Raw genomic sequence first — 21,681 nt, 5'->3', positions numbered from 1 at the left:
TCCCGCTCAACCAGCAGAGTGCTTGCACCCCGGATCATGCCCCCGCCCGCGGCAAGTACTCTGAATCGCCCCTCCGGGTCCCCACCGCCCCCAAGGGCCCATACCGTGGCTATTCAAGCAATCATGTATTAAGGGTCTGAGATTTGGGATCTGAAGTTTGGGGCTTGAGGTTTGACGTTTGACGTCGGAGGTGAAAGGACTGATGTGAGTAGTCGGAGGTGAGAGGCCTGAGGAGGGAGGCTTGAGGAGGGAGGTCAGAGATTCGACGCAGGCCAAGAAAGTGTCAGACGCCATCCGAGTATGTAGTTTGAACTGCTCAGAAAAAAACGATTGTGAGCCAGTTGAGCCTAGCTTCAGGGTGTCCGGGCGGTTCAGAGGGTTTGCCGCGGTCGGGAGATAGCGTAGGGGTGCAAGCATCCTGCTGTTTGAGCCGGACGCTTGTACTTGGTCCGGGGGACCAAGTACCCGGCGAGTTCAGGATGCGCCCGTAGTTATCTCCTGACAAGGGCACCGGTGCGCAGCACCGGCAAACACTCATCCCGGACACCCTGAGGCTAGGCTTAACTGGCGTCTCCTGCAACGATCTCTTCTGCCTGACAAACCTCGCGTTCCTACAAATGAAGCAACGAACCCTGCACAAAAAAGCCCCAGGCAGAAAAAATCCACCCAGGGCTTTAACCCATCAAGGCCCGATCAAACAACGATCATGTTCACACCAGACCCGTGTTCAACAAAGCATCAAGCCTCCTGATACAGCTTACTGCCCTGCTGAACGAACTGTACTGACATCTCCTTCATCCCCTGATCCACAGCGGACTGCTCATCCAGACCATTAGCCTTGGCATAGTCACGTACATCCTGCGAGATCTTCATGCTGCAGAACTTGGGCCCACACATGGAGCAGAAATGCGCCACTTTCATTGAGTCCTTGGGCAAGGTCTCGTCGTGGAATTCACGTGCCGTATCCGGGTCCAGACCCAAATTGAACTGATCATCCCAACGGAATTCAAAGCGTGCCTTGGACAAGGCATTGTCCCGGAATGCCGCCGAGGGATGCCCCTTGGCCAAGTCCGCTGCATGCGCTGCGATCTTGTAAGTGATGATGCCGTCCTTCACATCCTTCTTGTTCGGCAAACCCAGATGCTCCTTGGGCGTCACATAGCACAGCATCGCCGTACCTTGCCAGGCAATCATCGCCGCACCCAAACCGGAGGTGATGTGATCGTAGCCCGGCGCAATGTCTGTAGCCAAAGGCCCCAAGGTATAGAAGGGGGCCTCATGACAGTGCTCCAGCTGCAACTGCATGTTCTCTGGAATCAGATGCAAAGGCACATGACCGGGACCTTCAATCATGACCTGAACATCATGCTTCCACGCAACCTGAGTCAACTCGCCCAAGGTACGCAGTTCCGCGAATTGCGCCTGATCATTGGCGTCATAGCCCGACCCAGGGCGCAAGCCATCACCCAGCGAGAAAGCCACGTCGTATTGCTTCATGATCTCGCAGATGTCCTCGAAATGCTCGTACAAGAAGCTTTCACGATGATGCGCCAGACACCACTTCGCCATGATGGAACCACCACGCGAAACAATGCCCGTCATGCGGCTGGCCGTCATGGGAATAAAGGGCAAACGCACACCGGCGTGAATGGTGAAATAGTCCACGCCTTGCTCGGCCTGCTCAATCAAGGTGTCGCGGAAAATATCCCAGGTCAGATCTTCGGCAATGCCGCCGACCTTCTCCAGTGCCTGGTAAATAGGCACCGTACCGACTGGAACCGGCGAGTTGCGAATAATCCATTCGCGCGTCTCATGGATATTCTTGCCCGTGGACAAATCCATGATGGTGTCCGCACCCCAGCGAATCGCCCAGGTCATTTTCTCGACCTCTTCGCCAATGGTGGAACCCAGGGCCGAGTTACCAATATTCGCGTTGATCTTCACCAGGAAATTGCGGCCAATAATCATGGGCTCGGTTTCCGGGTGGTTGATATTGGCGGGCAAAATGGCTCGGCCACGCGCAATCTCATCACGAACAAACTCGGGGGTGACCGTGGTGGGCAAGCTGGCACCGAAACCTTGACCAGGGTGTACCTTGGTCAGGCGACGAGCCATCTCTTCGCCTTGCGGACCGCTGGCCCGCAAACTTTCAATGTATTGCTCGCGTCGCAGATTTTCCCGAATCGCCACAAACTCCATTTCGGGAGTGATGATGCCGCGTCGTGCGTAATGCATTTGCGTGACATTGGCTCCCGAAATGCTGCGTCGAGGCTGACGCTTCAACTCGAAGCGTAACGTGTCCAGTTCCGGGTCGGCCTGGCGGGCTTGACCGTACTGGCTATTGAGTCCTGCCATCAACTCGGTGTCTTTGCGCTCGCTGATCCAGGCTTGGCGTAGCGGTGGCAGGCCTTTGCGAATATCGATCTGTACCGAGGGGTCCGTGTAAGGACCACTGGTGTCATAAACGCTTAAGGGAGGATTCGGCTCGGCGCCGAAGTGGCTGGGCGTATCAGCCAGGGAGATTTCCCGAAAAGGCACACGCAGATCAGGCCGTGAGCCGGTTTGATAGATTTTTCGGGAGTTGGGTAATGGCTGGATCGCAGCCGGGTCTACGCTGGCCGCTGTGGCCGTAAAAGAAGGGGTTTTGCTTGTCATTGCAGCTCCAAAGAAATGGTGGAGCCGATATAGGAAGAAGTGCCGTGCAGGCATTGCACCTGTGGCACACGCTCCCAGCATCGGCATTATCCGTACTGGTACGAGGGTTTATCTCAACCCGCCAAATGGCGAGTACCCCTGCGTGCTGACAAGTATAGGTATCTTGGAGCTGCTTGTGGACGTATAAGGCTTATTTTCTTTTCATACCGTTGAGCAGATGACGGATGGTTTGATCCAGGTGGTCACGCTCTTTGGGTGGCAAAGCCACAATCTCGTCCACGGAAAAGCGGTTGAAGGGCCAGGTCACAATCGGTGGCCCTTCGCCAGAGTCTTGCAAGGTGGCAGCATGGGCTGCACTCAGCTCCATATTACCCAGCCCGTTCTTGAGCCATTGGGCGCTGATGTTCAGAGCTTTGGCCAGGTCCAGAATTTCACGCGCGTCACGCCGCGTGCCACTCTCGTAATTGGAGATGGCGCTTTGGCTAAGGTTGCACAGGCGAGCCAGTTCGGCTTGGGAAAAGCCGCGTTGCAGGCGGGCGTGGCGGAGGCGATCAGAGAAGTGTTTCACAGTACAGATTGTTCATGGAACGCCCTGCACGATGGTTTTGAGGAAAAATGTCGTATGTGATAAAAATATCTGGCTCAGTCAGCTGGATGAAGCAAAGAGAAGCTTAAGATGGGTGCAGCACTAGATTTGTCGGCTTCCAGCCTGTGTTCAGAGCTTGAGTGCCAGGGGGGCTTAACGGGGCAGGAGGTATAGGCGAGTAGAAAAGAGCTGGGCCTAGCGCTTTTTCATGCCGTCCAGTAAATGACGCAAAGTGCGATCGAGCAAATCACGTTCGCCATCTGCCAAAGCAACCACTTCATCGACGGAAAAAAGACGGAAGGGCCAGGTAACAATGGGAGGACCGTCTTGGGGTTCGGACAGTGTGTAGCTGTCATCCTTAAATTCCATCGTGCCGATACCCTTGCGCAACCACAAAGCGCTGACATTTAAGGCTCTAGCCAGATCCAGAATTTCACGTGCATCCCGACGCGTACCATTTTCGTAGTTGGAGATGGCGCTCTGGGTCAATCCGCATAGACGTGCCAAATCAGCCTGAGACAGACCGCGATATTGACGTGCATGGCGAAGGCGTTCGGAGAAATGTTTCACATAACAGATTGTTGATGCAAGCGCCAGCACGATGGTTTTAATTAAAAATCACGGTCGTGATTTATACTGTCCGGCATAGTCATCAGATGTCATTATAGTTAAGGTATCAACTATGTCGGTTGCAAATGAAATTGCTGGCGGTCCTGTTGTGCTGTACCTGGCCACGGCTATCCCTGATCGAAACTTACTAGAACAAAAAATTCAGGCTCTGGCAGAACGTGGTTATCGTCTTATTTTTTGTCCGGATGCGACAGCTTTATTGCAGTTGGCCCAAACACGAGGCCGATATGCGGGTTCTATATGTATTGCCTGGTTGGGCGGGGCCTTGGCAGAGATCTGCTCGGCAGCCGTGCGTTTGCGTATGCTGTGTCCGCAAATTGGAATCCTGATGCAGTCCGATGCGACGGATTCGGCCATGCTGCAAGCCTTGCATAGCGGGGGAGACCAGTTTTGTCCCAAAGATGCGTCTTTGGAGCTGCTGGCGGCCAGTTTGCATAGCCTGCAGCGGCGCATGATGCAGATGCCCCTCATTCCTGAACCGTCTCTACCCCAGGAATGGGTGCTGGATCAGGAGGGCTGGGCCTTGATATCCCCTGTGGGTATTTCGTTTAGCCTGACCAGCACGGAGCGCGCCTTTATCGTCCGTTTGCTGCGAGAAGAGGGTCGCCGGGCCAGCCATTACGAGCTGATGCAGGCTGTCGCCAGTAAAACGGATGTGATCAGCAATCCGCCTGGGGCTTTGCATATCAATCGTCTGGGGGTTTTGGTCAGCCGTATGCGGCGCAAATTCAACCAGGGTGGGACGGCTTTGCCTATCCGCTCGATTCATAACTGGGGCTATATGTTCGCTGCTAATTGCCAGTTGCTGACCGAGCCGATGCGTCATTAGGGCAGGGCAGTTGAAAAAGGCCCTGTCGGTCAAACCCGGCAGAGCCTTTGTTCATCGTGTGAGGGCAGGGGTTCAGTAGTAGCGCTGCACCGACAAGTCGTCTGCACGGATGGCAGGCTCCTTGTTGCTGATCAGATCAGCCAGCAATTGTGCACTGCCGGTAGCCAAGGTCCATCCCAACGTGCCGTGGCCTGTATTCAAGAACAGGTTGGGGTAGCGGCTGCGGCCCACAATCGGGGTGCTGTCCGGCGTCTTGGGACGCAGGCCGGTCCAGAAATGCAGGTCGGCATGGCTTTGATAGCTGCCGGGGAACAGGTCGTTCAAGACCATCAGCAGTGTTTGCTCACGGCGAGGGTTCAGACGCTTGTTAAAGCCGACTACCTCGGCCATGCCACCCACACGAATGCGATTGTCAAAGCGGGTCAGGGCGATCTTGTAGCTTTCATCCAGCAGGGTGGATTGGGGCGCACGGGAGGTGTCCGCAATCGTGGCGGTAATGGAATAGCCTTTCAAAGGGTAGACCGGGATGGCTTGCAGGTCTTTCATTAGACCCGTAGACCAGGAGCCCAAGGCCACCACGTAGGCATCGGCGGTCAGCAGGCCGTCGGAGCTTTGCACGCCGCTGATCTCTGTGCCATTGCTGTGAATGCGCTGAATGTTCTGGTTCCAGCGGAACTCCACGCCTTCCTGTTCAGCCAGTTCACTAAGGCGACGTGTAAACATCTGGCAGTCGCCGGTTTCGTCTTCAGGGAAGCGCAGGCCGCCGCTCAGTTTGTGCTCTACGTGGCGCAGAGCTGGTTCAATTGTGTGCAATTCGGAGGCAGACAGCAGCTCGTAAGGCACACCGGCTTCTTTCAGTACCTCGATGTCGGCAGCAATACCGTCCAGCTGCTTTTGTGTACGGAACAACTGCAAGGTGCCTTGGGCGCGGTGCTCGAACTGAATATCGGTCTGGGCGCGCAGCTCGGCCATGCAATGGCGGCTGTATTCAGCCAGACGCACCATGCGTTCTTTATTGATGGCGTAGCGGTCTGCCGTGCAGTTGCGCCACATGGCCAGCAGCCACTTGATTTGTGTCAGCGTGCCATCGGGACGAATAGTCAGGGCCGGGTGCTCGTCGAACATCCACTTGATGGCCTTGCGCGGGATACCCGGCGCGGCCCAGGGGCAGGCATAGCCAAAGGAAAGCTGACCTGCATTGGCAAAACTGGTTTCCAGAGCGGGCCCAGCCATGCGGTCGATGACCGTTACGCTGTGTCCTTGGCGGGCAAGATAATAAGCGCTGGTTACGCCTTCTACGCCAGCACCTAGCACGAGGATCTTCATACGGTTCCTTGGGCGCATCGCCCGAAAGGGGAAGTGTTGCGATCAGGCGCGGAAAAACCGCGCGTACTGTCGCAATTCGATACGTTTTATCCGTCTATTTCAACAGGCGGGCAGGGCAGGGGTCAAGGTTTAGTCCTGGTCCGGAGCACTGCGCGGGAACACCATATTGTTGCGGTGGATCAGTTCCGTATCGTGTTCGCTGCCCAGCAACTCATTGATCAGGTGGCTGGGCTGGCCCATGATGCGGCGGGTGTCATCCGAGGAGTAGTTGATCAGACCACGGGCGTATTCCACGCCGTGCTTGTCCACGCAGGCCACCACATCGCCACGGTCAAATTCGCCCTCTACGTGGGTGACACCCACGGGCAGCAGGCTCTTGTGGCCGTCTACCAGCGCACGTACGGCGCCTTCGTCCAGCGACACGCGACCACGCACACGCAGTTGGTCAACCAGCCAGCGTTGACGGGCCGAACGCACGGGCAGAGTGGCACGCAGCTCTGTGCCTATGCGTTCGCCTTGCGACAGACGCGACAGCACTTGCTGTTCACGGCCCGACGCAATAATGGTGTGGCCGCCGCTTTGCGCAGCACGCTTGGCCGCCAGAATCTTGGTGATCATGCCGCCGGTGCCGATGTTGCTGCCCGAGCCGCCTGCCATGGCTTCCAGGGTCGGGTCGCCCGCTTGTCCCAGCGAGATGAACTGCGCATCGGGATTGCTGCGCGGATCGGCGCTGTACAGGCCAGCCTGGTCGGTCAGGATGATCAGGGTTTCGGCTTCAATCAGATTGGTGACCAGCGCACCCAAAGTATCGTTGTCGCCCACGCGGATTTCATCCGTGACCACCGTATCGTTCTCGTTCACGATGGGCACCACACCCAGATCCAGCAAGGTGTTGATAGTGCCGCGCGCGTTCAGGTAGCGATGGCGGTCTGCCAGGTCTTCATGGGTCAGCAGGATCTGGGCGGTGCGCACGCCGTGGCGGGCAAAAGCCACTTCATAGGCTTGAATCAAGCCCATCTGGCCGACGGCCGCCGCCGCTTGCAACTCATTCATGGCCTTCGGTCGGCGCGGCCAGCCCAGGCGGGCCATGCCTTCGGCAATGGCACCGCTGGAAACCAGCACCAATTGCTTGCCTTGGGCATGCAGTTGAGCAATCTGGGTAGCCCATTGCTCTACGGCATCCAGGTCAATCCCTTTGCCCTCGTTGGTGACCAGGGAGGAACCTACTTTAATAACCAATCGGCGCGATTGCGCAACGGCCGATTCAGAATGAGAAGAGTGCTGCATGACGAGTTCAGAAATCCATCGCTTGGCGTGTAAATAGAGAAAATGCCAGGAGTAGGGCGGTTGGCTTAACCGCGTCTTCCGGGCATTTTGGGGTTCAGTCCTGGAGTCTAGATCCTGGATCTGTGTAGCACGATCAGTCTGGGGCAAACCTCTCGTCGTAAATATGGGTGCCGTCGGCAATATCTTGCTCGATATGCTCTTTGCGGCTTTCTTCATCCAGCCAGGATTGCAGCTGATAGACCAGATCCTGTGTACCGACACCGGTCAGGGCGGAGATACCAAAGACCGGGCCTTCCCAGTTCAGTTCTTTGAGCAGGCGGGCTTTCAGGTCTTCCGGGTCCGAGACCATGTCCAGCTTGTTCAGAACCAGCCAGCGTGGCTTGGCGTACAGCTCTTCGCTGTACAGACGCAGTTCTTCAACAATGGCACGGGCCTCTGCAGCCACTTTGGCTACAACATCCTCGTCCGGGTCCAGGCTGGATACGTCCAGCAGATGCAGCAAGATACGGGTGCGGGTCAGGTGGCGCAGGAACAAGTGTCCCAGGCCGGCACCTTCGGAAGCGCCTTCGATCAGGCCAGGAATATCGGCCACTACAAAGCTGTGGGCTTCGGACGAACGCACCACACCCAGGTTGGGGTGCAAGGTGGTGAAAGGGTAGTCCGCAATGCGAGGCTTGGCGTTGGAAATACGGGTGATCAGTGTGGATTTTCCGGCATTGGGCATACCCAGCAGACCGACATCAGCCAGCACCTTCAGCTCCAGACGCAGCTTGCGATGCTCGCCTTCCTTGCCATAGGTAAATTGACGCGGGGCACGGTTCACACTGGATTTGAAGTGTAGGTTACCCAAACCACCGGCGCCGCCTTGGGCCAGGGTGATTCGTTCGCCATGACGCTTCATGTCAAACAGCTGCTCGCCGGTTTCTGCGTCAAAAATCATGGTGCCTACGGGCACGCGCAGGGTGATGTCCTCGCCACCCGCGCCGTATTGGTCGGACCCACGGCCGTTTTCGCCGTTGCGAGCGCGGTGCAGGCGGGCGTAGCGGTAGTCGATCAAGGTGTTGACGTTACGGTCGGCCTCGGCATAGATGCTGCCACCGCGTCCGCCGTCGCCGCCATTGGGGCCACCTTTTTCAATAAATTTTTCTCGGCGGAAACTGGCAGCGCCGTTTCCACCTTTGCCTGCGACCACTTCAATGGTCGCTTCGTCTACGAATTTCATGGTGATGAGTGCTGTATAGGTCCAGGGGCCGCAGAACCGTACGGGCTGCTGGTCTGGGAGCAGACCATTTTAAACAAAAACCCCAATTGCTTAGTGTATAGGAGATTGGCTTATCTGCCGGTATGTGCCGTGATAGTGGCCGATTTTTAATCTCTTGCTGTGGCCGTAGGGAGACTGGCTAAGCCGGGTGTGCGGGTTTTCAGGATGGGGCAGGGGCCATGCATAAAAAAAGCCCTGCCTAGGGCGGCAGGGCTTTTTCGCAGCGAGTACGCTTTGATCGGGTGGCTTATTCGCCAGCAACGACCGAAACGGTACGCTTGTTCAGAGCACCAGTGATGGAAAATTTAACTTTGCCATCGACCAGGGAGAACAGGGTGTGGTCTTTACCAATGCCCACGTTCACGCCGGGGTGAAACTGAGTGCCGCGCTGACGAACAATGATGCCGCCAGCCGAAATTACCTGACCGCCGTAGACTTTAACGCCCAGACGTTTGGCCTGTGAGTCACGGCCGTTCCGCGTAGAGCCGCCGCCTTTCTTCTGTGCCATTTCTTTAGCTCCTAGATGAAGAAAATACCAAATTCGCTTTTAGCAACAACTTAGGCGTTGATCGCTTCGATGCGGATTTCGGTGTAGTTTTGACGATGGCCTTGCGTTTTGCGGTAGTGCTTGCGACGGCGCATTTTGAAAATCTTGATTTTGTCGTGACGGCCTTGCGCAAGAACAGTAGCCTTGACCACAGCGCCAGCAACGAAAGGAGCACCGATTTGCAGTGCTTCACCTTCGCCGACGGACAGAACCTGGTCAAGCGAAATTTCTTGCCCAATGTCTGCCGGTATCTGTTCTATTTTGAGTTTTTGGCCAGCAGTAATGCGATATTGCTTACCGCCGGTTTTTATAACCGCGTACATAGGGAATCCCTTAAAGAGTCAAACAGGCATCGCTTAAAAGGCCAATAAGAGCCCGCTACCATGCCATCTAACATAAAAAAATCTTGACACGCAAAATGCCAAGCAAAAAATAATAGGGCAAAAAGGCTTTGCTGTCAATGGCTTGGGCCTTCTCCTGTCTGTATTTTGCATCCAATCCTTTCGTTTTCCTCTGGGGAGCCAGGGGTGGCCCCTTGCCCGGGGATCGTAAAGGACGTGTGAGGGGGCCTGCCTCGGCTAAAACAGGGCATATCGCTAATTGGTTACATTTCTCCTCAATCTGTGGCCTTTGAGGGGCTCGCCTTCCGCTACGGTAGAGCTGTTGCGTTCACAGAAGCGTAAGTCATTTATTTTTCGGACCTACTAAGGGGAAACGTATGAATAAGGACACGATCGAAGGCAAATGGAAACAACTGGCTGGTAAAGCCCGCAGCGTCTGGGGCGAAATTACGGATGATGAGTGGGCCAAGGTGAAAGGGGATGCCACGCAATTGGCCGGTCTGGTGCAAGAGCGCTATGGACGTACCCGCGAAGAGGCGGAGCGTGAGGTTAAAGACTTCTACGACAAGTACGACCGTTAGCGGGTGGGAACCTTTTTTTGTCTGTAGGTATTTCATGAGCTGTCGTTGAGATGGCCCGTCAGACAAGGTGCTGTCCCTGTACGTACTGATGATGAGGAGAATCGTATGCTTTACTACGCCGTAATCTTTTTTATTGTAGCTATCGTGGCTGCTGTGCTGGGTTTTGGTGGCATTGCCGCTGGTGCTGCTTCGATTGCCAAGATCCTGTTTGTCGTGTTCCTGATTCTTGCGGTGCTCTCGCTGGTCAAGGGCATGGGCAAGAAATAGAACAGGCCCGCAAGAGGCGGGCCTGTCTGAACTGCAAAACCGTCTCCACCAATTGGGTGGGGGCGGTTTTTTATTACGAGCGGTAGTCGGCGTTGATGGTGACGTACTCGTGCGAGAAGTCGCAGGTGTAGACCGTTTCGCTGTGTTGTCCGCGACCCAGGGACACGCGGACCAGGATCTCGGCTTCCTGCATGACGCGCTGGCCGTCCTCTTCCTGGTAGTCGGGATTGCGACCGCCGTTTACGGCGACCAGTACATCACCCAGCCACAGGCGCAGCTTGTTGACGTCCAGATCGCTAATGCCTGCGTAGCCGATGGCGCATAGAATGCGGCCCAGGTTCGGGTCGGAGGCAAAGAAGGCTGTTTTCACCAGTGGCGAGTGAGCGATGGCGTAAGCCACTTTCAGGGCTTCTTCGCTGGAACCGGCGTCATCAACCTGAACCGTCATGAATTTGGTGGCGCCTTCGGCGTCACGCACGATTTTCTGGGCCAGCTCGCGCGAGGCATCCACCAGGGCGTCGAGCAAGGCGTTGTAGTTCGGGTCTGCGATGGACTCTACCGTGACACCGCTCTGGCCAGTGGCCATGATGATGAAGGAGTCATTGGTGGAGGTGTCGCCATCAACCGTAATGCGGTTGAAAGAGCGGTCCGCCGCCAGACGGCACATATCGCGCAGCAGTTCGGGAGCAATACCGGCGTCAGTGGCCAGGTAACCCAGCATGGTGGCCATATTGGGGCGAATCATGCCCGCGCCTTTGCTGATGCCGGTCAAGGTCACGGTTTTGCCTGACAGCTGAATTTGACGGGACACGATTTTGGGCTGCGTGTCGGTGGTCATGATGCTGTGGGCAGCATTGAACCAGTTGTTGTCGGCCAGATCGTTCACGGCGGCGGGCAGGGCACCGAGCAGACGATCCATAGGCAGGGGCTCCAGAATCACGCCTGTAGAGAAGGGCAGCACTTGCTGGGGCAGGATGTTCAGCAGGCGCGCGGCTTCTTTGCACGTTTGTTGTGCTTTTTCCAGACCAAGCTGACCCGTACCTGCATTGGCATTGCCAGTATTGATGACCAGGGCACGGATGCCATCGTGGGTAGCCAGGTGCGCTTCGCACACTTGCACTGGAGCGGCACGGAAACGGTTGGTGGTGAACACACCGGCCACGCTGGTGCCGGGGGCCAATTCAAACACGGTCAGGTCGCGTCGGTTGGCCTTGCGAATACCGGCTTCGGCAATACCGATTTTGACACCGGCAACGGGGTGAATATCAGATTCAGAGGGGATGAACAGATTGACGGCCATGACGCGATCCGAAAAACAATGTTAAAGGCGGCTCAAAGCAATAATGATACTTGCTTTGAGCCGCCTGAGCATAGCTTTGGTCGCCAGGCCAGATCAGCTTTCGCGGGCAGCCATGGCCACGTTGTTGCGAGTGATCAGTTTGAGTTCGCCCAAGGCTTCAAACAGGTTGGCGCGTGCCTTTTCCGACAGGTTGGCAAACATCTCCTGCAACCACTGTTCGTGGGAGGCGGCCATTTTCTTGAACTGGCGCTTGCCTTTGGGTGTCAGGCGGATCAGGGAGCTGCGACGATCGGTGAGCACCTTGATGCGCTCGACCAGGCCTTCTTTTTCCAGCTGGTCCGTAATGCCGGTGATATTGCCGTTGGTGACCATCAGGTGGCGGGACAGCTCGCTCATTTTCATGCCGGCGGGCTGACGTTGCAATTGCGCCATCAGGTCAAAACGAGGCAGAGTGGTGCTGTGTTCAGTACGCAGACGGCTGCGAATTTCGCCCTCGACCAAATTGGTGCAGGCCATCAAGCGTAGCCACAGTCGGGTGTCGAAGTGGTCGTCGCTGTGGGCACGGCTTTCCAAGTCGGGAGCGGCATCGGCGACGGCGGAAGCGGGGATATCGTTCATGATCATAGATAGCTTGCCTTAATGGTGCATGTCCAAAATATTTAGCTTTGAAGGACGCAGACCGCAGCCATGAGCAAGCTGGGTTAGCTTGGAAGGTATCTTAGGGGCTGGTTCGAAGTTTGACATTGCGACAGATCAAAGTAAATTCGTTTTTAAGCTTAAATTAATCAACTTGATAGAAAGCGCTGGCAAAGGTGACAAAGCATTGAGTAAAAAAATGCAAACTCTTGTCTGCTATTTACTTTTTCAACCGTGGCTTTGAATACTCCTGGGTCGGCGCTCTTACTTTGACCCGATGCGATAAGCTGGCTAAATGCAAGTGATTATTTAGTTGAAGTATAAGGCATTTGCTTCTGTATCGTTCATTTGCCTAATCATTTTCCTGCTATTTTTGATACTTTTTTTTGTTTCAAAAATAATGCCTGCAGTAATTTTTCTTAATTGAAAAATAGGCATGCTGTGGATCGATTTGTTTCTCGTATCCTGAAATTTATTATTGAATTTTGCGTTGCACAGGCAAGAACATCAGAGATTTACGGGCCAGTTCAGGATACCCCTGAAACAGCTGAGGATGATGCGCTACTGCGGATAACCCGTAGTCGGGATTGCTGATACTGAAGCGTTTTTTTTGCTAATATCCTTTAGAACTAAACAATATAGACCTTGCCAATTTGGCTGGCGCCTTTGATGGATCAGGGTCTACGCCTGAGTGGGGCGTAATCTACGCAGGAGATAAGGATGGAACGTTCAGCGCACCTTGATACCTTTGCACGCGACAATCTGCCACCCATGGAGTGGTGGCCGGAGATGTTGCTGGAAGGAAATCCGGATGTGGACTATCCCGCTCGTCTTAATTGCGCTGTCGCGTTGTTGGGGGAGCAGGTAGCAGCGGGGCATGGTGATCGCGTGGCTTTGCAGTGGGCACAGGGCGATGAGAATCGCAGCCTGACCTACAAGCAGCTGGACGTGCTGACCAACCGTATTGCTCATGTTCTGGTTGAGGATCTGAAGCTGGTGCCCGGCAACCGGGTTTTGCTGCGTGGCCCCAATAACCCCATGATGGCCGCTTGCTGGTTGGCCAGCATCAAGGCCGGTCTGGTGACGGTTCCCACCATGCCTTTGTTGCGTGCCGTGGAACTGAAGACCATTCTGGACAAGGCCGAGATTCATGCCGCCCTGTGTGATGAGCGCCTGCGCGAAGAGCTGGAGCACTGCATGGACTCCGCGCACGACTCCTACACGCCCGTTCTGAAGCAACTGCTGTGCTTTAACGATGAAAGCGCTAATGGTCTGGAAGCCTTGCTGGCTGACAAGCCCGAAGCGTTCACCGCTTGCGATACCGCGGCTGACGATATTTGTCTGATCGCTTTCACCAGCGGTACGACCGGCCAGCCCAAAGGTTGCATGCACTTCCACCGTGATGTGCTGGCAATGTGCGATACCTTCTCGCGTCACGTGCTGCGTTTGACCCCGGATGATGTGGTCTGCGGTACGCCTCCTTTGGCCTTTACCTTCGGCCTGGGTGGTCTGCTGTGCTTTCCGCTGCGTGTGGGGGCATCGACTGTCTTGCTGGAGCGTCTGACACCTTCCGATCTGCTGGGCATGATTGACCGCTTCAAAGTAACCATGAGCTTTACCGCGCCCACCTTCTATCGTCAGATGGCCGGTTTGGTGGACCGTTACTCCTTGGCCAGCTTGCGTGCCACCGTGTCGGCAGGCGAAGCCTTGCCAGATGCGACGCGTCAGCTTTGGAAACAGGCCAGCGGCATCGAGATGACGGACGGCATTGGCGGTACGGAAATGATTCACGTGTACGTGTCCAGTCCACCAGAAAAAGTGCGGGCCGGTGCGATTGGTCAAGTGGTGCCTGGTTATGTCGCCACGATTCTGGACGATGATCTGAATCCGGTGCCGGTCGGTACGGTAGGCCGCTTGGCCGTGAAAGGCCCAACAGGCTGCAAGTATCTGAACGATGAACGTCAGAAGCAGTTTGTTCAGGGCGGTTGGAATTTCCCTGGTGACACCTTCAAGATGGACGAGGACGGCTACCTGTATTACCAGGCCCGTAACGACGACATGATTGTTTCCTCGGGCTACAACATTGCCGGCCCAGAGGTGGAAGGTACCTTGCTCAAGCACGAGGCTGTTGCCGAGTGTGGCGTGGTGGGTGCTGCGGACGAAGAGCGTGGCCAGATTGTGCAGGCTTTCATTGTGCTCAAGCCCGGCTTTACCGGCAGCGATGAGCTCAAGAAAAAGCTGCAGGATTTTGTGAAGGAGAATGCCGCTCCCTACAAATACCCGCGTGCCATCGAGTTTGTGGCTTCCTTGCCTCGTACTGAAACAGGCAAGTTGCAGCGCTTTGTGCTGCGTCAGATGGCGCAGGACTGAGTCACCAGGCAATAAAAAAGCGGGCTTAGGCCCGCTTTTTTGTGTCCGGAGCGTTTAGTTCTTGAAAGTAGCAAAAACTTCGCGGGCCGCTTGCACGGTTGCGTCGGTAATGTCGGAGGTGTGCTGTACCGATACAAAACCGGCTTCAAAGGCTGATGGTGCAAAGTACACACCCTTGTTCAGCATGGCGTGGAAGAACTGCTTGAAGCGTTCGATGTCGCCAGCCGAGACTTCGGCCAGGGAGGTAGGGACGTTCTCGCTGAAGTAGATGCCGAACAAGCCGCCCTGGTGGTCGGCGGTGAAGGGCACACCGGCGTCTTTCGCAGCCGCTTTCAGGCCCTGAATCAAGTTGGCCGTATTGGCGGTCAGGGTGTCGTAGAAGCCGGGTTGAGCCAGTTTCTTCAAGGTGGCCAGACCAGCCGCCACAGCGACAGGGTTACCGGACAGGGTGCCTGCCTGGTAAACGCCACCGACGGGAGCGACGCATTGCATGATGTCGCGGCGACCACCGAAAGCACCAACGGGCATACCGCCACCAATCACCTTGGCCAATGTGGTCAGGTCAGGTCGAATGCCGGTCAGACCTTGTACGCCTTGAGGGCCAACGCGGAAGCCCGTCATGACTTCGTCAAAAATCAGTACGGCGCCGTATTCGGTACACAGTTCACGCAAGCCTTCCAGAAAGCCGGGGGCTGGGCGCACCAGGTTCATGTTGCCGGCAAAAGGCTCAACAATAATGCAGGCGATTTCGCTGCCTTTTTGTTTGAAAGCATCGCGCACGGCGTCCAGATCGTTGTAGTCCAGAACCAGGGTGTGGCCCACAAACTCGGCCGGTACGCCTGCGGATGTTGGGTTGCCAAAGGTCAGCAGGCCGGAACCGGCTTTGACCAGCAGGCTGTCGGCGTGGCCGTGGTAGCAGCCTTCAAATTTGATGATGGTGTTGCGGCCAGTAAAGCCACGGGCCAGACGAATGGCGCTCATGGTGGCTTCGGTGCCGGAGCTGACCAGACGCACTTGCTCGATGGACGGCAGCATCTTGGTCAGGGTCTCAGCCAGCACGACCTCGCCTTCGGTAGGCGCACCGTAGGACAGGCCGTGTACGGCGGCTTCCTGTACGGCCTTGATAACGTCCGGATCGGAGTGGCCCAGAATGGCCGGCCCCCAGGAGCCTACGTAGTCCGTGTATTGCTGGCCGTCTGCATCCCAGATGTAAGGGCCTTGGGCGCGTTCGACAAAGCAGGGTGTACCGCCCACGGAACCGAAGGCACGGACGGGCGAGTTGACGCCGCCGGGGATGACTTTGCAGGCACGTTCAAAAAGTTCGGAGTTACGGGACATGAGGCAAGAATCCAGAGGTGAAAAGGTCAAGGCCAGGCAAGGGATCAGCGCACAAAGCGCGACGGGGCCTGGGCGTGAAAGTAGTCGGTAAAACGTTGCGCCGTGGCGCGTATATCGCTGGTTTCAAACAGGCTGCTGATAACGGCAACGCTATCGACCCCTGCTTCCAGCAGTTCGGGCATTTTCTCGGGTGTGATGCCGCCAATCGCAACAATGGCAGCACGCCGTCCCTCGTGTTCTTGTTCTTGGCAAAGCAGTCTTGCTTGACGCAAGGTGTTCAGTTCAGCCGGTGGCGCTTCGGGTTTGACGCTGGAGGGATACATGGCTCCGAAGGCAATGTAGTCTGCATCGTCTGCCAGAGCCTGGCGCGCCAGATCCAGACTGTTGTAGCAGGAGCGTCCCAGCAGGGCTTGCGGCCCCAGTGCCTGACGGGCCTGGGTCAGTTCGCCATCGCTTTTGCCCAGGTGTGCGCCTTGCACGTCAAACTCTTGCGCCCAGCTCCAGTGGTCGTTTACCAATAGCGGCAAATCCAGGGACAGGCACAGCTTGATCAGCTCTTTGAGTTGCTGCTGGCGGATTGGTTCCGGGCCGTTCTTGCGACGGAACTGCAGAACCTGCAAACCACCTTCGTGAGCGGCACGCACGGCGTTCAACAAGCGGGCGGTGTCGTCCCATTCGGGAGTAACGCCGTAAAGACCGGCGGGAAAGCGCAAGGTGGTGGGGTCAGTCATCTTGGGGAGCAACAGGGTTGAACAGGCGATGGCCCATACCGGGCTGGAAGGTGTTGCTGGCGCGTGCCTGCAGATGCAACAAGGCTGATTCTACCGCGTTATCCAGCTCGTGACCTTGAGCCAGAAAGCTCAGGCAGGCGGTAGCCAGCAAACTGTCTATGTCCTGCTGGCGCAGGCCGCCATCCAGCGGCATGCTGTAGTCCAGTCGGCCATGGTGACCCTGGAAACGTGTGTGCCACTGCCCGGCGGTCCCTGGCACGCCCGTCACCAGTACGGCATTGGCACCGTTGTTCAACAAGGTTTCCACGGCATCCGGGGTGTCGCCCAGCAACTCGTCGGCTTGCCAGCGCTCCAGACTGGGATGGTCGATCAATAATAAGGAGCTCAGCGGCAGGAGCAGGCGTAAACTGGCATCAAGAGCGTCGTCCGCATCCAGTTCGTCCAGGCCCGTGGGCATGGCGCTCAGGTGCAGGACCAGGGGCAGTTCAGGGTAGTCAGAGCATAGCTCGGCCACCATGCTGGCGATTTCAGGGCTATAGACAGGTCCGCACTTGATGGCCTGGATGTTCATGTCTTCCAGCAAGCAGCGCGCCTGGTCGTCGGCAATGTCTTCTGCCAGGGTCTGGATGTTTTCCTGCTGGGCGCTATCGCGTACCAGCAGGGCGGTTGGCACACTGACGATATGGCAGCCCAGATGAGCGCCAGTGATTGAATCGGCAGGCAGGTGGGCTCCACCGCTTGGGTCATAAGGAGCCAGCACGAGCGCCAGGGCAGGACTTGAATTTTTGATTTCAGCAGCCATCTTGTCTTGGATACACATGCAGGGCCAGCACGGCTCTGGATGTCACGGGTTGAGTAATTTAGTAATATGAACCCCATTTTAATGGATTGCCCCGATTTGCACGCGGATCGGACTATGTTTACAAATACAGTAGGAATACTATGCGTACGTGGATGTGCCTGATTTGCGGCTGGATTTATGATGAAGAAGCAGGTTTGCCTGAGGAAGGCATTGCGCCGGGCACACTCTGGGAAGATGTCCCTCCGAACTGGGTCTGTCCCGAATGCGGCGCTCGTAAGGAAGACTTCGAAATGATCCAAGTGTGATCATCTCAAGTTCCAAGGTGGTTTGTTTTGACGGGAGGTGTGTATGAGTGCCACTAGCCAGTCCCCGCTAATCCAAGAAAGCGCTGATCTAACGCACCACCTGTTACTTGCCATGCCCGGTGTGGTTTCGGGCAGCTTGGCCGATACGGTGATTTATGTCTGTGAACATAATGAACAAGGTGCTTTGGGCCTGGTCATTAATCGACCAACGGATCTGAGCCTGGTTGAATTGCTGTCTCGCATCGAGGTGGACGTGGAAAACCGGGCTGATCTGGCCGCGACCTCCGTCTACTTCGGTGGGCCCGTGCAAACGGATCGCGGCTTTGTTCTCCATGATTCTGACAAAACCTATACCTCCAGCCTGGGGGTGGGTGATCTGACCCTGACAACCTCCCGCGATGTGCTGCAGGATGTGGCTCAAGGCCAGGGGCCAGTGCATATGCTGGTTACGCTGGGCTATGCCGGGTGGGGCGCCGGTCAGCTGGAAAGCGAGATGGCCGACAATGCCTGGCTGAGCATCAAGGCCACCCATGAAATCCTGTTCTCTACCCCGGTTGGGGAGCGCTATGATCGCGCCCTGGCTTTGCTGGGAATCAGTCCTTTTACCCTGACAGGTGCTGCGGGCCATGCCTGAACACGAAACACCGTCAACGGTCAGCTCGGCACAAACCTTGCTGGCTTTTGACTATGGCCTGAAAAAAATTGGCGTGGCGCTGGGCAACACCTTGACGCGCCAGGCCCGCCCTTATACGATTTTGCGGCCCGTGACACGGGAACAGCGCTTTGCGACGATCGAGGCCTTGCTCAAGGAGTGGCAGCCCGATCGCGTCGTGGTAGGTTTGCCTTTGACCCTGGATGGCGGCGAGCAGTATGCTTCGCTGCGGTGTCGGCGTTTTGCCAACCAGCTGCACGGTCGCTATGGCGTTGCAGTAGACCTGGTCGATGAGCGGGGCTCCAGCATGGAGGCTCAAGAATTGCTGGGCAATAATGACGATGATGATGCCATGGCAGCTTGCGTGATCCTGCAGCGATATCTGGACAGCCTGCCACCGGCCTGAGCCCTCTATAAGGTTGCAGCCTTTTGATTAGTTTATTTCGTTTTAGTTGGCGCGCTGTCGTTCTGATTGTGTGGATCGTGGTCGGCTTGTTAAGCGTCGGTCTGCTTTTTCCGGTATTGCGTCCAGGCGGACGCCGCGTCATGGTGCTGCGCATGTCGCGCCTCTTGATGCTGATCTGTGGCGTGCGCGTGCTCCAGCATGGCCAGGCCGTCCAGGATCGCTCGGTGCTGTATGTGTCCAACCATATTTCCTGGTTGGACATTTTTGTCCTTAACAGCGTGCGCTGCACTTCTTTCATTGCAAAAAGCGATATTCGCCGCTGGCCGGTCATTGGCTGGTTGGTTGCGGGTGCCGGTACGGTTTTCATCGAGCGTGGGCAGCGACGTGCCATTCAGGTCGTCAGCCAGCAAATGGCCGTGTGTTTCGAGCGTGGTGATGCCGTGGGCCTGTTCCCGGAAGGTACGACTTCGACGGGGCTGGATGTACAGCCTTTTCATGCCAGCCTGTTTGAGACCGCCATCAGCTTGAATGTAGATATCCAACCTGTTGCTTTGGTGTTTGAACAGAAAGGCCAGCGCAGCGAGCGTTTTGCCTTTGTGGGTGAGCAGTCTCTGGTTGGCAATATCTGGGTGTTGCTCAGCGCCCGCCATGTTTCCGTGCACTGCCATTTTCTGGATCTGATGCCTGCTCAGTCCTGTACGCAATGGGGACGCTCACAAACGGCACAAAACGCCCGTGAACAGATTCGTGCGATCGTGTGCCCCGAGGCTGTCACCGTCGAGGCCTGACAGGCTTAGCCCGGTTTCTTGCTTTCCGGGCAGTGGATCTGAACCAGATGCCGGTCTTGCAGGCGTACAGCGCTAAGCTGACGACCCCAGACGCAGCCGGTATCCAGACTGATTACGGTAGGCGTATTCAGCAAGCCTAGCGTAGACCAATGACCAAAAATAATAGGTACCTGGGCACAGGCACGATTTGGCAATTCAAACCACGCCAGCAAACCCGATTCGGCATCCGGCGCACCCTTGTGCTTGAAGTCCATGCGGCCATTCACCTCGCACATGCGCATGCGGGTCAGGGTACTGACAATGGCGCGCAGGCGGTCGTAACCTTCTAGCTTGGCATCCCAACGATCCGGGTGATTGCCGAACAATTCGATAATCTTGTCTTGCCAATCATCGGCGCGCAGAAGCGCTTCCAGTTCGTGGGCGTAGCCCAGCGTTTGCTCCGGGCTCCAGTCGGGATGCACACCGGCATGAACCATCAAATGTCCATGTTCGTAATGAGCCAGGGGCTGGTGTCGCAGCCAGTCCAGCAGCTCTTGTGCGTCCGGCGCAGCCAGCAGTTCCTGCAAGGTATCCTGCTTGCCGGATTTACGTACCCCGGCAGCAACTGCCAGACAGTGAATGTCGTGGTTGCCCAGCACGCAGACGGCGCGATCGCCCAGGGACCGAATCAGGCGCAGCGCACCGAGCGAGTCGGGGCCACGGTTGACCAGGTCACCCGCGAACCAGAAGGTAGCCTGGCTGTCGGACGCCACGTCAGGATGGCTGAGCAGGCTGTCCAGGGGGCGGCAGCAGCCTTGAATATCACCAATCGCCCAGATGGCGGGGGAAGTAGCTAAGGACATGATTTAGTTTGTTGTGCTGGAGTTGCGCCGCCGCCGGTTGTGCCGGTTTTCCATCATGATAAGAGCACTCAAGGCCATGGCCATGGCGATCAGGTTTGGAACCAGCGCGGTAACCCACGGTGCCAGATTACTGAGCATGGCCACGTTCAAGGCCAGCTGGTTGATCATGAAAAAGCCCACGCCCAGCAAGATACCGGTAAAGACCTTGGTGCCCACACCGCCGTGGCGGGTTTGCATGAAGCCGATCGGTGCCGCAATAGTAATCATGACCAGCAAGGTAAAGGGGTAGGCAACTTTGCGCCACAGGGCCACAACCTGACGTTTGGTCTGCAGCTTGTTAGCGTCCAGGTAGCCGATGTAGTCCTTCAGGTCCAGAATGGACATGCGCTCGGGTGTCACGACGCGTGCAATCAGTCGATCCGGCGTTAGCGTGGTGGTCAGCGTCAAGGTGGGGCGTTTTTCAATTTTGACCAGCGCTTGATCAGGTGCCTTATCCTGTGACAGAGCCGTGTGGGCCTGCTCATTGACGTGGGTCTCGGTAACGTCCTGCAAGTCTAGCTGGTTCTTGTGGAACTGCCCGCTGGGCGCTTGAGTCATTGCACTCAGGCGCTGCCCATCCGAGAAGTCGAACACGCTGACATCGCTTACCTTGCCATCGCCCTGCAGGTTGGCAATATTGATGATGCGCACCCCGCCATTGTCATTGTTTTCCTTGAACCAGTACCCGCTGTCCAGGCGTCCCCCGCCGGAGCGGCCCAGCAAGGCCATGCCTTGTTCACTGGATTTGATTTCGGCCATGGGGGTGACGTACTCGGACAGCACAAAGGCCCCCCCCACCAGGGGCAGGGTAATGGTCCAGAGCATCAGCATCATGTGCAGGCCACTGACGCCCGATGCACGCAAAATGACCAGCTCATTGCGTTGTGCCAGACTGGCCAGGGCCAGGGTGGCGCCAATCAGCAAACCGATGGGCAGCAGGTCGTACAAACGGGTGGGCAGTTCCAGGGCCTGGATGTAAAACAGATTCATCAGGGTGAATTTGGAACCGACCTTGTCCAGCTCTTCAATCAGGGCGAAAAAGGTAAACAGGCCAAGCAGGGCAATCAGCACCACGGCGCTGGAGCGATAGATTTCGGAAGCGAGATAGCGGCGTGCGGTGCGCATGAAAATAGGGCCCAGGAAAGACGTGGCTAGCTTAACA

The 21,681-nt window shown here is 56.4% G+C and carries 23 protein-coding genes and 1 riboswitch; of the genes, 8 read left to right on the top strand and 15 right to left on the bottom strand.

Features of this window, described 5'->3' with window-relative positions:
- Positions 1 to 738: 738 nt before the first annotated feature.
- From thiC to Q9R35_RS15495, 3 genes are all read right to left on the bottom strand, one after another.
- Positions 739 to 2,655: a phosphomethylpyrimidine synthase ThiC gene (gene thiC, locus Q9R35_RS15505; RefSeq protein ID WP_009460552.1), complete on the bottom strand. Its 1,917-nt coding sequence runs from the start codon at positions 2,653 to 2,655 to the stop codon at positions 739 to 741.
- Positions 2,656 to 2,710: 55 nt separating this feature from the next.
- Positions 2,711 to 2,805: riboswitch (TPP riboswitch) on the bottom strand.
- Between the two features lie 40 nt (positions 2,806 to 2,845).
- Complete coding sequence (locus Q9R35_RS15500) at positions 2,846 to 3,223, bottom strand: helix-turn-helix domain-containing protein (protein WP_042486484.1); 378 nt, start codon at positions 3,221 to 3,223, stop codon at positions 2,846 to 2,848.
- A gap of 213 nt (positions 3,224 to 3,436) precedes the next feature.
- Positions 3,437 to 3,811 carry a helix-turn-helix transcriptional regulator gene (locus Q9R35_RS15495; RefSeq protein ID WP_311220091.1) on the bottom strand — a complete coding sequence of 125 codons (375 nt, stop codon included), beginning with the start codon at positions 3,809 to 3,811 and terminating at the stop codon, positions 3,437 to 3,439.
- 112 nt (positions 3,812 to 3,923) lie between these two features.
- Between Q9R35_RS15495 and Q9R35_RS15490 the strand changes: the two genes are divergently transcribed.
- Complete coding sequence (locus Q9R35_RS15490; protein WP_086068623.1) at positions 3,924 to 4,700, top strand: response regulator transcription factor; 777 nt, start codon at positions 3,924 to 3,926, stop codon at positions 4,698 to 4,700.
- A 72-nt stretch (positions 4,701 to 4,772) separates the two neighbouring features.
- Here the strand turns inward: Q9R35_RS15490 and Q9R35_RS15485 are convergent, their stop codons facing one another.
- The 5 genes from Q9R35_RS15485 to rplU form a co-directional block, all read right to left on the bottom strand.
- On the bottom strand, positions 4,773 to 6,026 hold the full coding sequence (locus Q9R35_RS15485; protein ID WP_109089134.1) for a D-amino acid dehydrogenase: 1,254 nt from the start codon (positions 6,024 to 6,026) through the stop codon (positions 4,773 to 4,775).
- A gap of 129 nt (positions 6,027 to 6,155) precedes the next feature.
- Complete coding sequence (gene proB / locus Q9R35_RS15480) at positions 6,156 to 7,313, bottom strand: glutamate 5-kinase (protein WP_042486473.1); 1,158 nt, start codon at positions 7,311 to 7,313, stop codon at positions 6,156 to 6,158.
- A gap of 133 nt (positions 7,314 to 7,446) precedes the next feature.
- Positions 7,447 to 8,535 carry a GTPase ObgE gene (obgE, locus tag Q9R35_RS15475; protein ID WP_311220090.1) on the bottom strand — a complete coding sequence of 363 codons (1,089 nt, stop codon included), beginning with the start codon at positions 8,533 to 8,535 and terminating at the stop codon, positions 7,447 to 7,449.
- 286 nt (positions 8,536 to 8,821) lie between these two features.
- Positions 8,822 to 9,082: a 50S ribosomal protein L27 gene (gene rpmA / locus Q9R35_RS15470; protein WP_009460566.1), complete on the bottom strand. Its 261-nt coding sequence runs from the start codon at positions 9,080 to 9,082 to the stop codon at positions 8,822 to 8,824.
- A gap of 50 nt (positions 9,083 to 9,132) precedes the next feature.
- Positions 9,133 to 9,444, bottom strand: coding sequence for a 50S ribosomal protein L21 (gene rplU / locus Q9R35_RS15465; protein WP_003801901.1), 312 nt, complete (start codon positions 9,442 to 9,444; stop codon positions 9,133 to 9,135).
- 395 nt (positions 9,445 to 9,839) lie between these two features.
- Here rplU and Q9R35_RS15460 point away from each other — a divergent pair, with 395 nt between their 5' ends.
- Both Q9R35_RS15460 and Q9R35_RS15455 read left to right on the top strand, forming a co-directional pair.
- Complete coding sequence (locus Q9R35_RS15460) at positions 9,840 to 10,043, top strand: CsbD family protein (protein ID WP_009460568.1); 204 nt, start codon at positions 9,840 to 9,842, stop codon at positions 10,041 to 10,043.
- Positions 10,044 to 10,148: 105 nt separating this feature from the next.
- Complete coding sequence (locus Q9R35_RS15455; RefSeq protein WP_009460570.1) at positions 10,149 to 10,310, top strand: DUF1328 domain-containing protein; 162 nt, start codon at positions 10,149 to 10,151, stop codon at positions 10,308 to 10,310.
- A 73-nt stretch (positions 10,311 to 10,383) separates the two neighbouring features.
- On the opposite strand, the gene argJ is transcribed toward Q9R35_RS15455, so the two are convergent.
- Positions 10,384 to 11,610 carry a bifunctional glutamate N-acetyltransferase/amino-acid acetyltransferase ArgJ gene (gene argJ, locus Q9R35_RS15450; RefSeq protein ID WP_063691480.1) on the bottom strand — a complete coding sequence of 409 codons (1,227 nt, stop codon included), beginning with the start codon at positions 11,608 to 11,610 and terminating at the stop codon, positions 10,384 to 10,386.
- Positions 11,611 to 11,703: 93 nt separating this feature from the next.
- The gene (locus tag Q9R35_RS15445; protein ID WP_042486464.1) at positions 11,704 to 12,234 is read right to left on the bottom strand and encodes a MarR family winged helix-turn-helix transcriptional regulator; all 531 of its coding nucleotides are present in this window, start codon (positions 12,232 to 12,234) and stop codon (positions 11,704 to 11,706) included.
- A gap of 732 nt (positions 12,235 to 12,966) precedes the next feature.
- On the opposite strand from Q9R35_RS15445, the gene Q9R35_RS15440 reads away from it, so the two are divergent.
- Positions 12,967 to 14,616 carry an AMP-binding protein gene (locus Q9R35_RS15440; protein ID WP_042486462.1) on the top strand — a complete coding sequence of 550 codons (1,650 nt, stop codon included), beginning with the start codon at positions 12,967 to 12,969 and terminating at the stop codon, positions 14,614 to 14,616.
- 54 nt (positions 14,617 to 14,670) lie between these two features.
- On the opposite strand, the gene hemL is transcribed toward Q9R35_RS15440, so the two are convergent.
- The 3 genes from hemL to Q9R35_RS15425 are packed head-to-tail and all read right to left on the bottom strand — an operon-like array spanning position 14,671 to position 17,487.
- Positions 14,671 to 15,954: a glutamate-1-semialdehyde 2,1-aminomutase gene (gene hemL / locus Q9R35_RS15435; protein WP_042486460.1), complete on the bottom strand. Its 1,284-nt coding sequence runs from the start codon at positions 15,952 to 15,954 to the stop codon at positions 14,671 to 14,673.
- Positions 15,955 to 15,998: 44 nt separating this feature from the next.
- On the bottom strand, positions 15,999 to 16,685 hold the full coding sequence (gene thiE / locus Q9R35_RS15430; protein WP_042486457.1) for a thiamine phosphate synthase: 687 nt from the start codon (positions 16,683 to 16,685) through the stop codon (positions 15,999 to 16,001).
- A complete protein-coding gene (locus Q9R35_RS15425; RefSeq protein WP_063691640.1) occupies positions 16,678 to 17,487 on the bottom strand; it encodes a bifunctional hydroxymethylpyrimidine kinase/phosphomethylpyrimidine kinase in 810 nt (269 codons plus the stop codon). The genes thiE and Q9R35_RS15425 overlap by 8 nt, the downstream gene beginning before the upstream one ends.
- Before the next feature lie 140 nt (positions 17,488 to 17,627).
- Here Q9R35_RS15425 and Q9R35_RS15420 point away from each other — a divergent pair, with 140 nt between their 5' ends.
- The 4 genes from Q9R35_RS15420 to Q9R35_RS15405 all read left to right on the top strand — a co-directional run bounded on the left by Q9R35_RS15420 (position 17,628) and on the right by Q9R35_RS15405 (position 19,638).
- Complete coding sequence (locus Q9R35_RS15420) at positions 17,628 to 17,792, top strand: rubredoxin (RefSeq protein ID WP_009460582.1); 165 nt, start codon at positions 17,628 to 17,630, stop codon at positions 17,790 to 17,792.
- A gap of 112 nt (positions 17,793 to 17,904) precedes the next feature.
- Positions 17,905 to 18,426 carry a YqgE/AlgH family protein gene (locus Q9R35_RS15415; protein ID WP_052362978.1) on the top strand — a complete coding sequence of 174 codons (522 nt, stop codon included), beginning with the start codon at positions 17,905 to 17,907 and terminating at the stop codon, positions 18,424 to 18,426.
- Positions 18,419 to 18,850 (top strand): Holliday junction resolvase RuvX, encoded by a 432-nt coding sequence (ruvX, locus tag Q9R35_RS15410; protein WP_311220089.1) that lies wholly within the window; start codon positions 18,419 to 18,421, stop codon positions 18,848 to 18,850. Before Q9R35_RS15415 ends, ruvX begins: the two co-directional genes overlap by 8 nt.
- Positions 18,851 to 18,873: 23 nt before the next feature.
- Positions 18,874 to 19,638, top strand: coding sequence for a 1-acyl-sn-glycerol-3-phosphate acyltransferase (locus Q9R35_RS15405; RefSeq protein WP_080723795.1), 765 nt, complete (start codon positions 18,874 to 18,876; stop codon positions 19,636 to 19,638).
- A 5-nt stretch (positions 19,639 to 19,643) separates the two neighbouring features.
- Here Q9R35_RS15405 and Q9R35_RS15400 read toward each other — a convergent pair whose 3' ends face one another.
- Both Q9R35_RS15400 and lptG read right to left on the bottom strand, forming a co-directional pair.
- Positions 19,644 to 20,480, bottom strand: coding sequence for a symmetrical bis(5'-nucleosyl)-tetraphosphatase (locus Q9R35_RS15400; protein ID WP_311220088.1), 837 nt, complete (start codon positions 20,478 to 20,480; stop codon positions 19,644 to 19,646).
- Positions 20,481 to 20,483: 3 nt separating this feature from the next.
- Positions 20,484 to 21,644, bottom strand: coding sequence for an LPS export ABC transporter permease LptG (gene lptG / locus Q9R35_RS15395; protein ID WP_252605514.1), 1,161 nt, complete (start codon positions 21,642 to 21,644; stop codon positions 20,484 to 20,486).
- Between the last annotated feature and the right edge of the window lie 37 nt (positions 21,645 to 21,681).

Source organism: Alcaligenes sp. AB3 (assembly GCF_031844565.1).
GTDB classification, from domain to species: domain Bacteria; phylum Pseudomonadota; class Gammaproteobacteria; order Burkholderiales; family Burkholderiaceae_B; genus Alcaligenes; species Alcaligenes faecalis.
This window is presented reverse-complemented; position numbering and strand designations above follow the sequence as displayed.

Coding starts and splice junctions, on each gene's coding strand:
- Q9R35_RS15460 (WP_009460568.1), top strand. CDS start 9,840: ATGAATAAGGACACGATCGAAGGCAAATGGAAACAACTGGCTGGTAAA.
- Q9R35_RS15455 (WP_009460570.1), top strand. CDS start 10,149: ATGCTTTACTACGCCGTAATCTTTTTTATTGTAGCTATCGTGGCTGCT.
- hemL (WP_042486460.1), bottom strand. CDS start 15,954: ATGTCCCGTAACTCCGAACTTTTTGAACGTGCCTGCAAAGTCATCCCC.
- Q9R35_RS15440 (WP_042486462.1), top strand. CDS start 12,967: ATGGAACGTTCAGCGCACCTTGATACCTTTGCACGCGACAATCTGCCA.
- Q9R35_RS15415 (WP_052362978.1), top strand. CDS start 17,905: ATGCCCGGTGTGGTTTCGGGCAGCTTGGCCGATACGGTGATTTATGTC.
- Q9R35_RS15420 (WP_009460582.1), top strand. CDS start 17,628: ATGCGTACGTGGATGTGCCTGATTTGCGGCTGGATTTATGATGAAGAA.
- rplU (WP_003801901.1), bottom strand. CDS start 9,444: ATGTACGCGGTTATAAAAACCGGCGGTAAGCAATATCGCATTACTGCT.
- lptG (WP_252605514.1), bottom strand. CDS start 21,644: ATGCGCACCGCACGCCGCTATCTCGCTTCCGAAATCTATCGCTCCAGC.
- Q9R35_RS15485 (WP_109089134.1), bottom strand. CDS start 6,026: ATGAAGATCCTCGTGCTAGGTGCTGGCGTAGAAGGCGTAACCAGCGCT.
- argJ (WP_063691480.1), bottom strand. CDS start 11,610: ATGGCCGTCAATCTGTTCATCCCCTCTGAATCTGATATTCACCCCGTT.
- thiC (WP_009460552.1), bottom strand. CDS start 2,655: ATGACAAGCAAAACCCCTTCTTTTACGGCCACAGCGGCCAGCGTAGAC.
- Q9R35_RS15400 (WP_311220088.1), bottom strand. CDS start 20,480: ATGTCCTTAGCTACTTCCCCCGCCATCTGGGCGATTGGTGATATTCAA.
- proB (WP_042486473.1), bottom strand. CDS start 7,313: ATGCAGCACTCTTCTCATTCTGAATCGGCCGTTGCGCAATCGCGCCGA.
- Q9R35_RS15425 (WP_063691640.1), bottom strand. CDS start 17,487: ATGGCTGCTGAAATCAAAAATTCAAGTCCTGCCCTGGCGCTCGTGCTG.
- thiE (WP_042486457.1), bottom strand. CDS start 16,685: ATGACTGACCCCACCACCTTGCGCTTTCCCGCCGGTCTTTACGGCGTT.
- Q9R35_RS15490 (WP_086068623.1), top strand. CDS start 3,924: ATGTCGGTTGCAAATGAAATTGCTGGCGGTCCTGTTGTGCTGTACCTG.
- Q9R35_RS15445 (WP_042486464.1), bottom strand. CDS start 12,234: ATGATCATGAACGATATCCCCGCTTCCGCCGTCGCCGATGCCGCTCCC.
- obgE (WP_311220090.1), bottom strand. CDS start 8,535: ATGAAATTCGTAGACGAAGCGACCATTGAAGTGGTCGCAGGCAAAGGT.
- rpmA (WP_009460566.1), bottom strand. CDS start 9,082: ATGGCACAGAAGAAAGGCGGCGGCTCTACGCGGAACGGCCGTGACTCA.
- ruvX (WP_311220089.1), top strand. CDS start 18,419: ATGCCTGAACACGAAACACCGTCAACGGTCAGCTCGGCACAAACCTTG.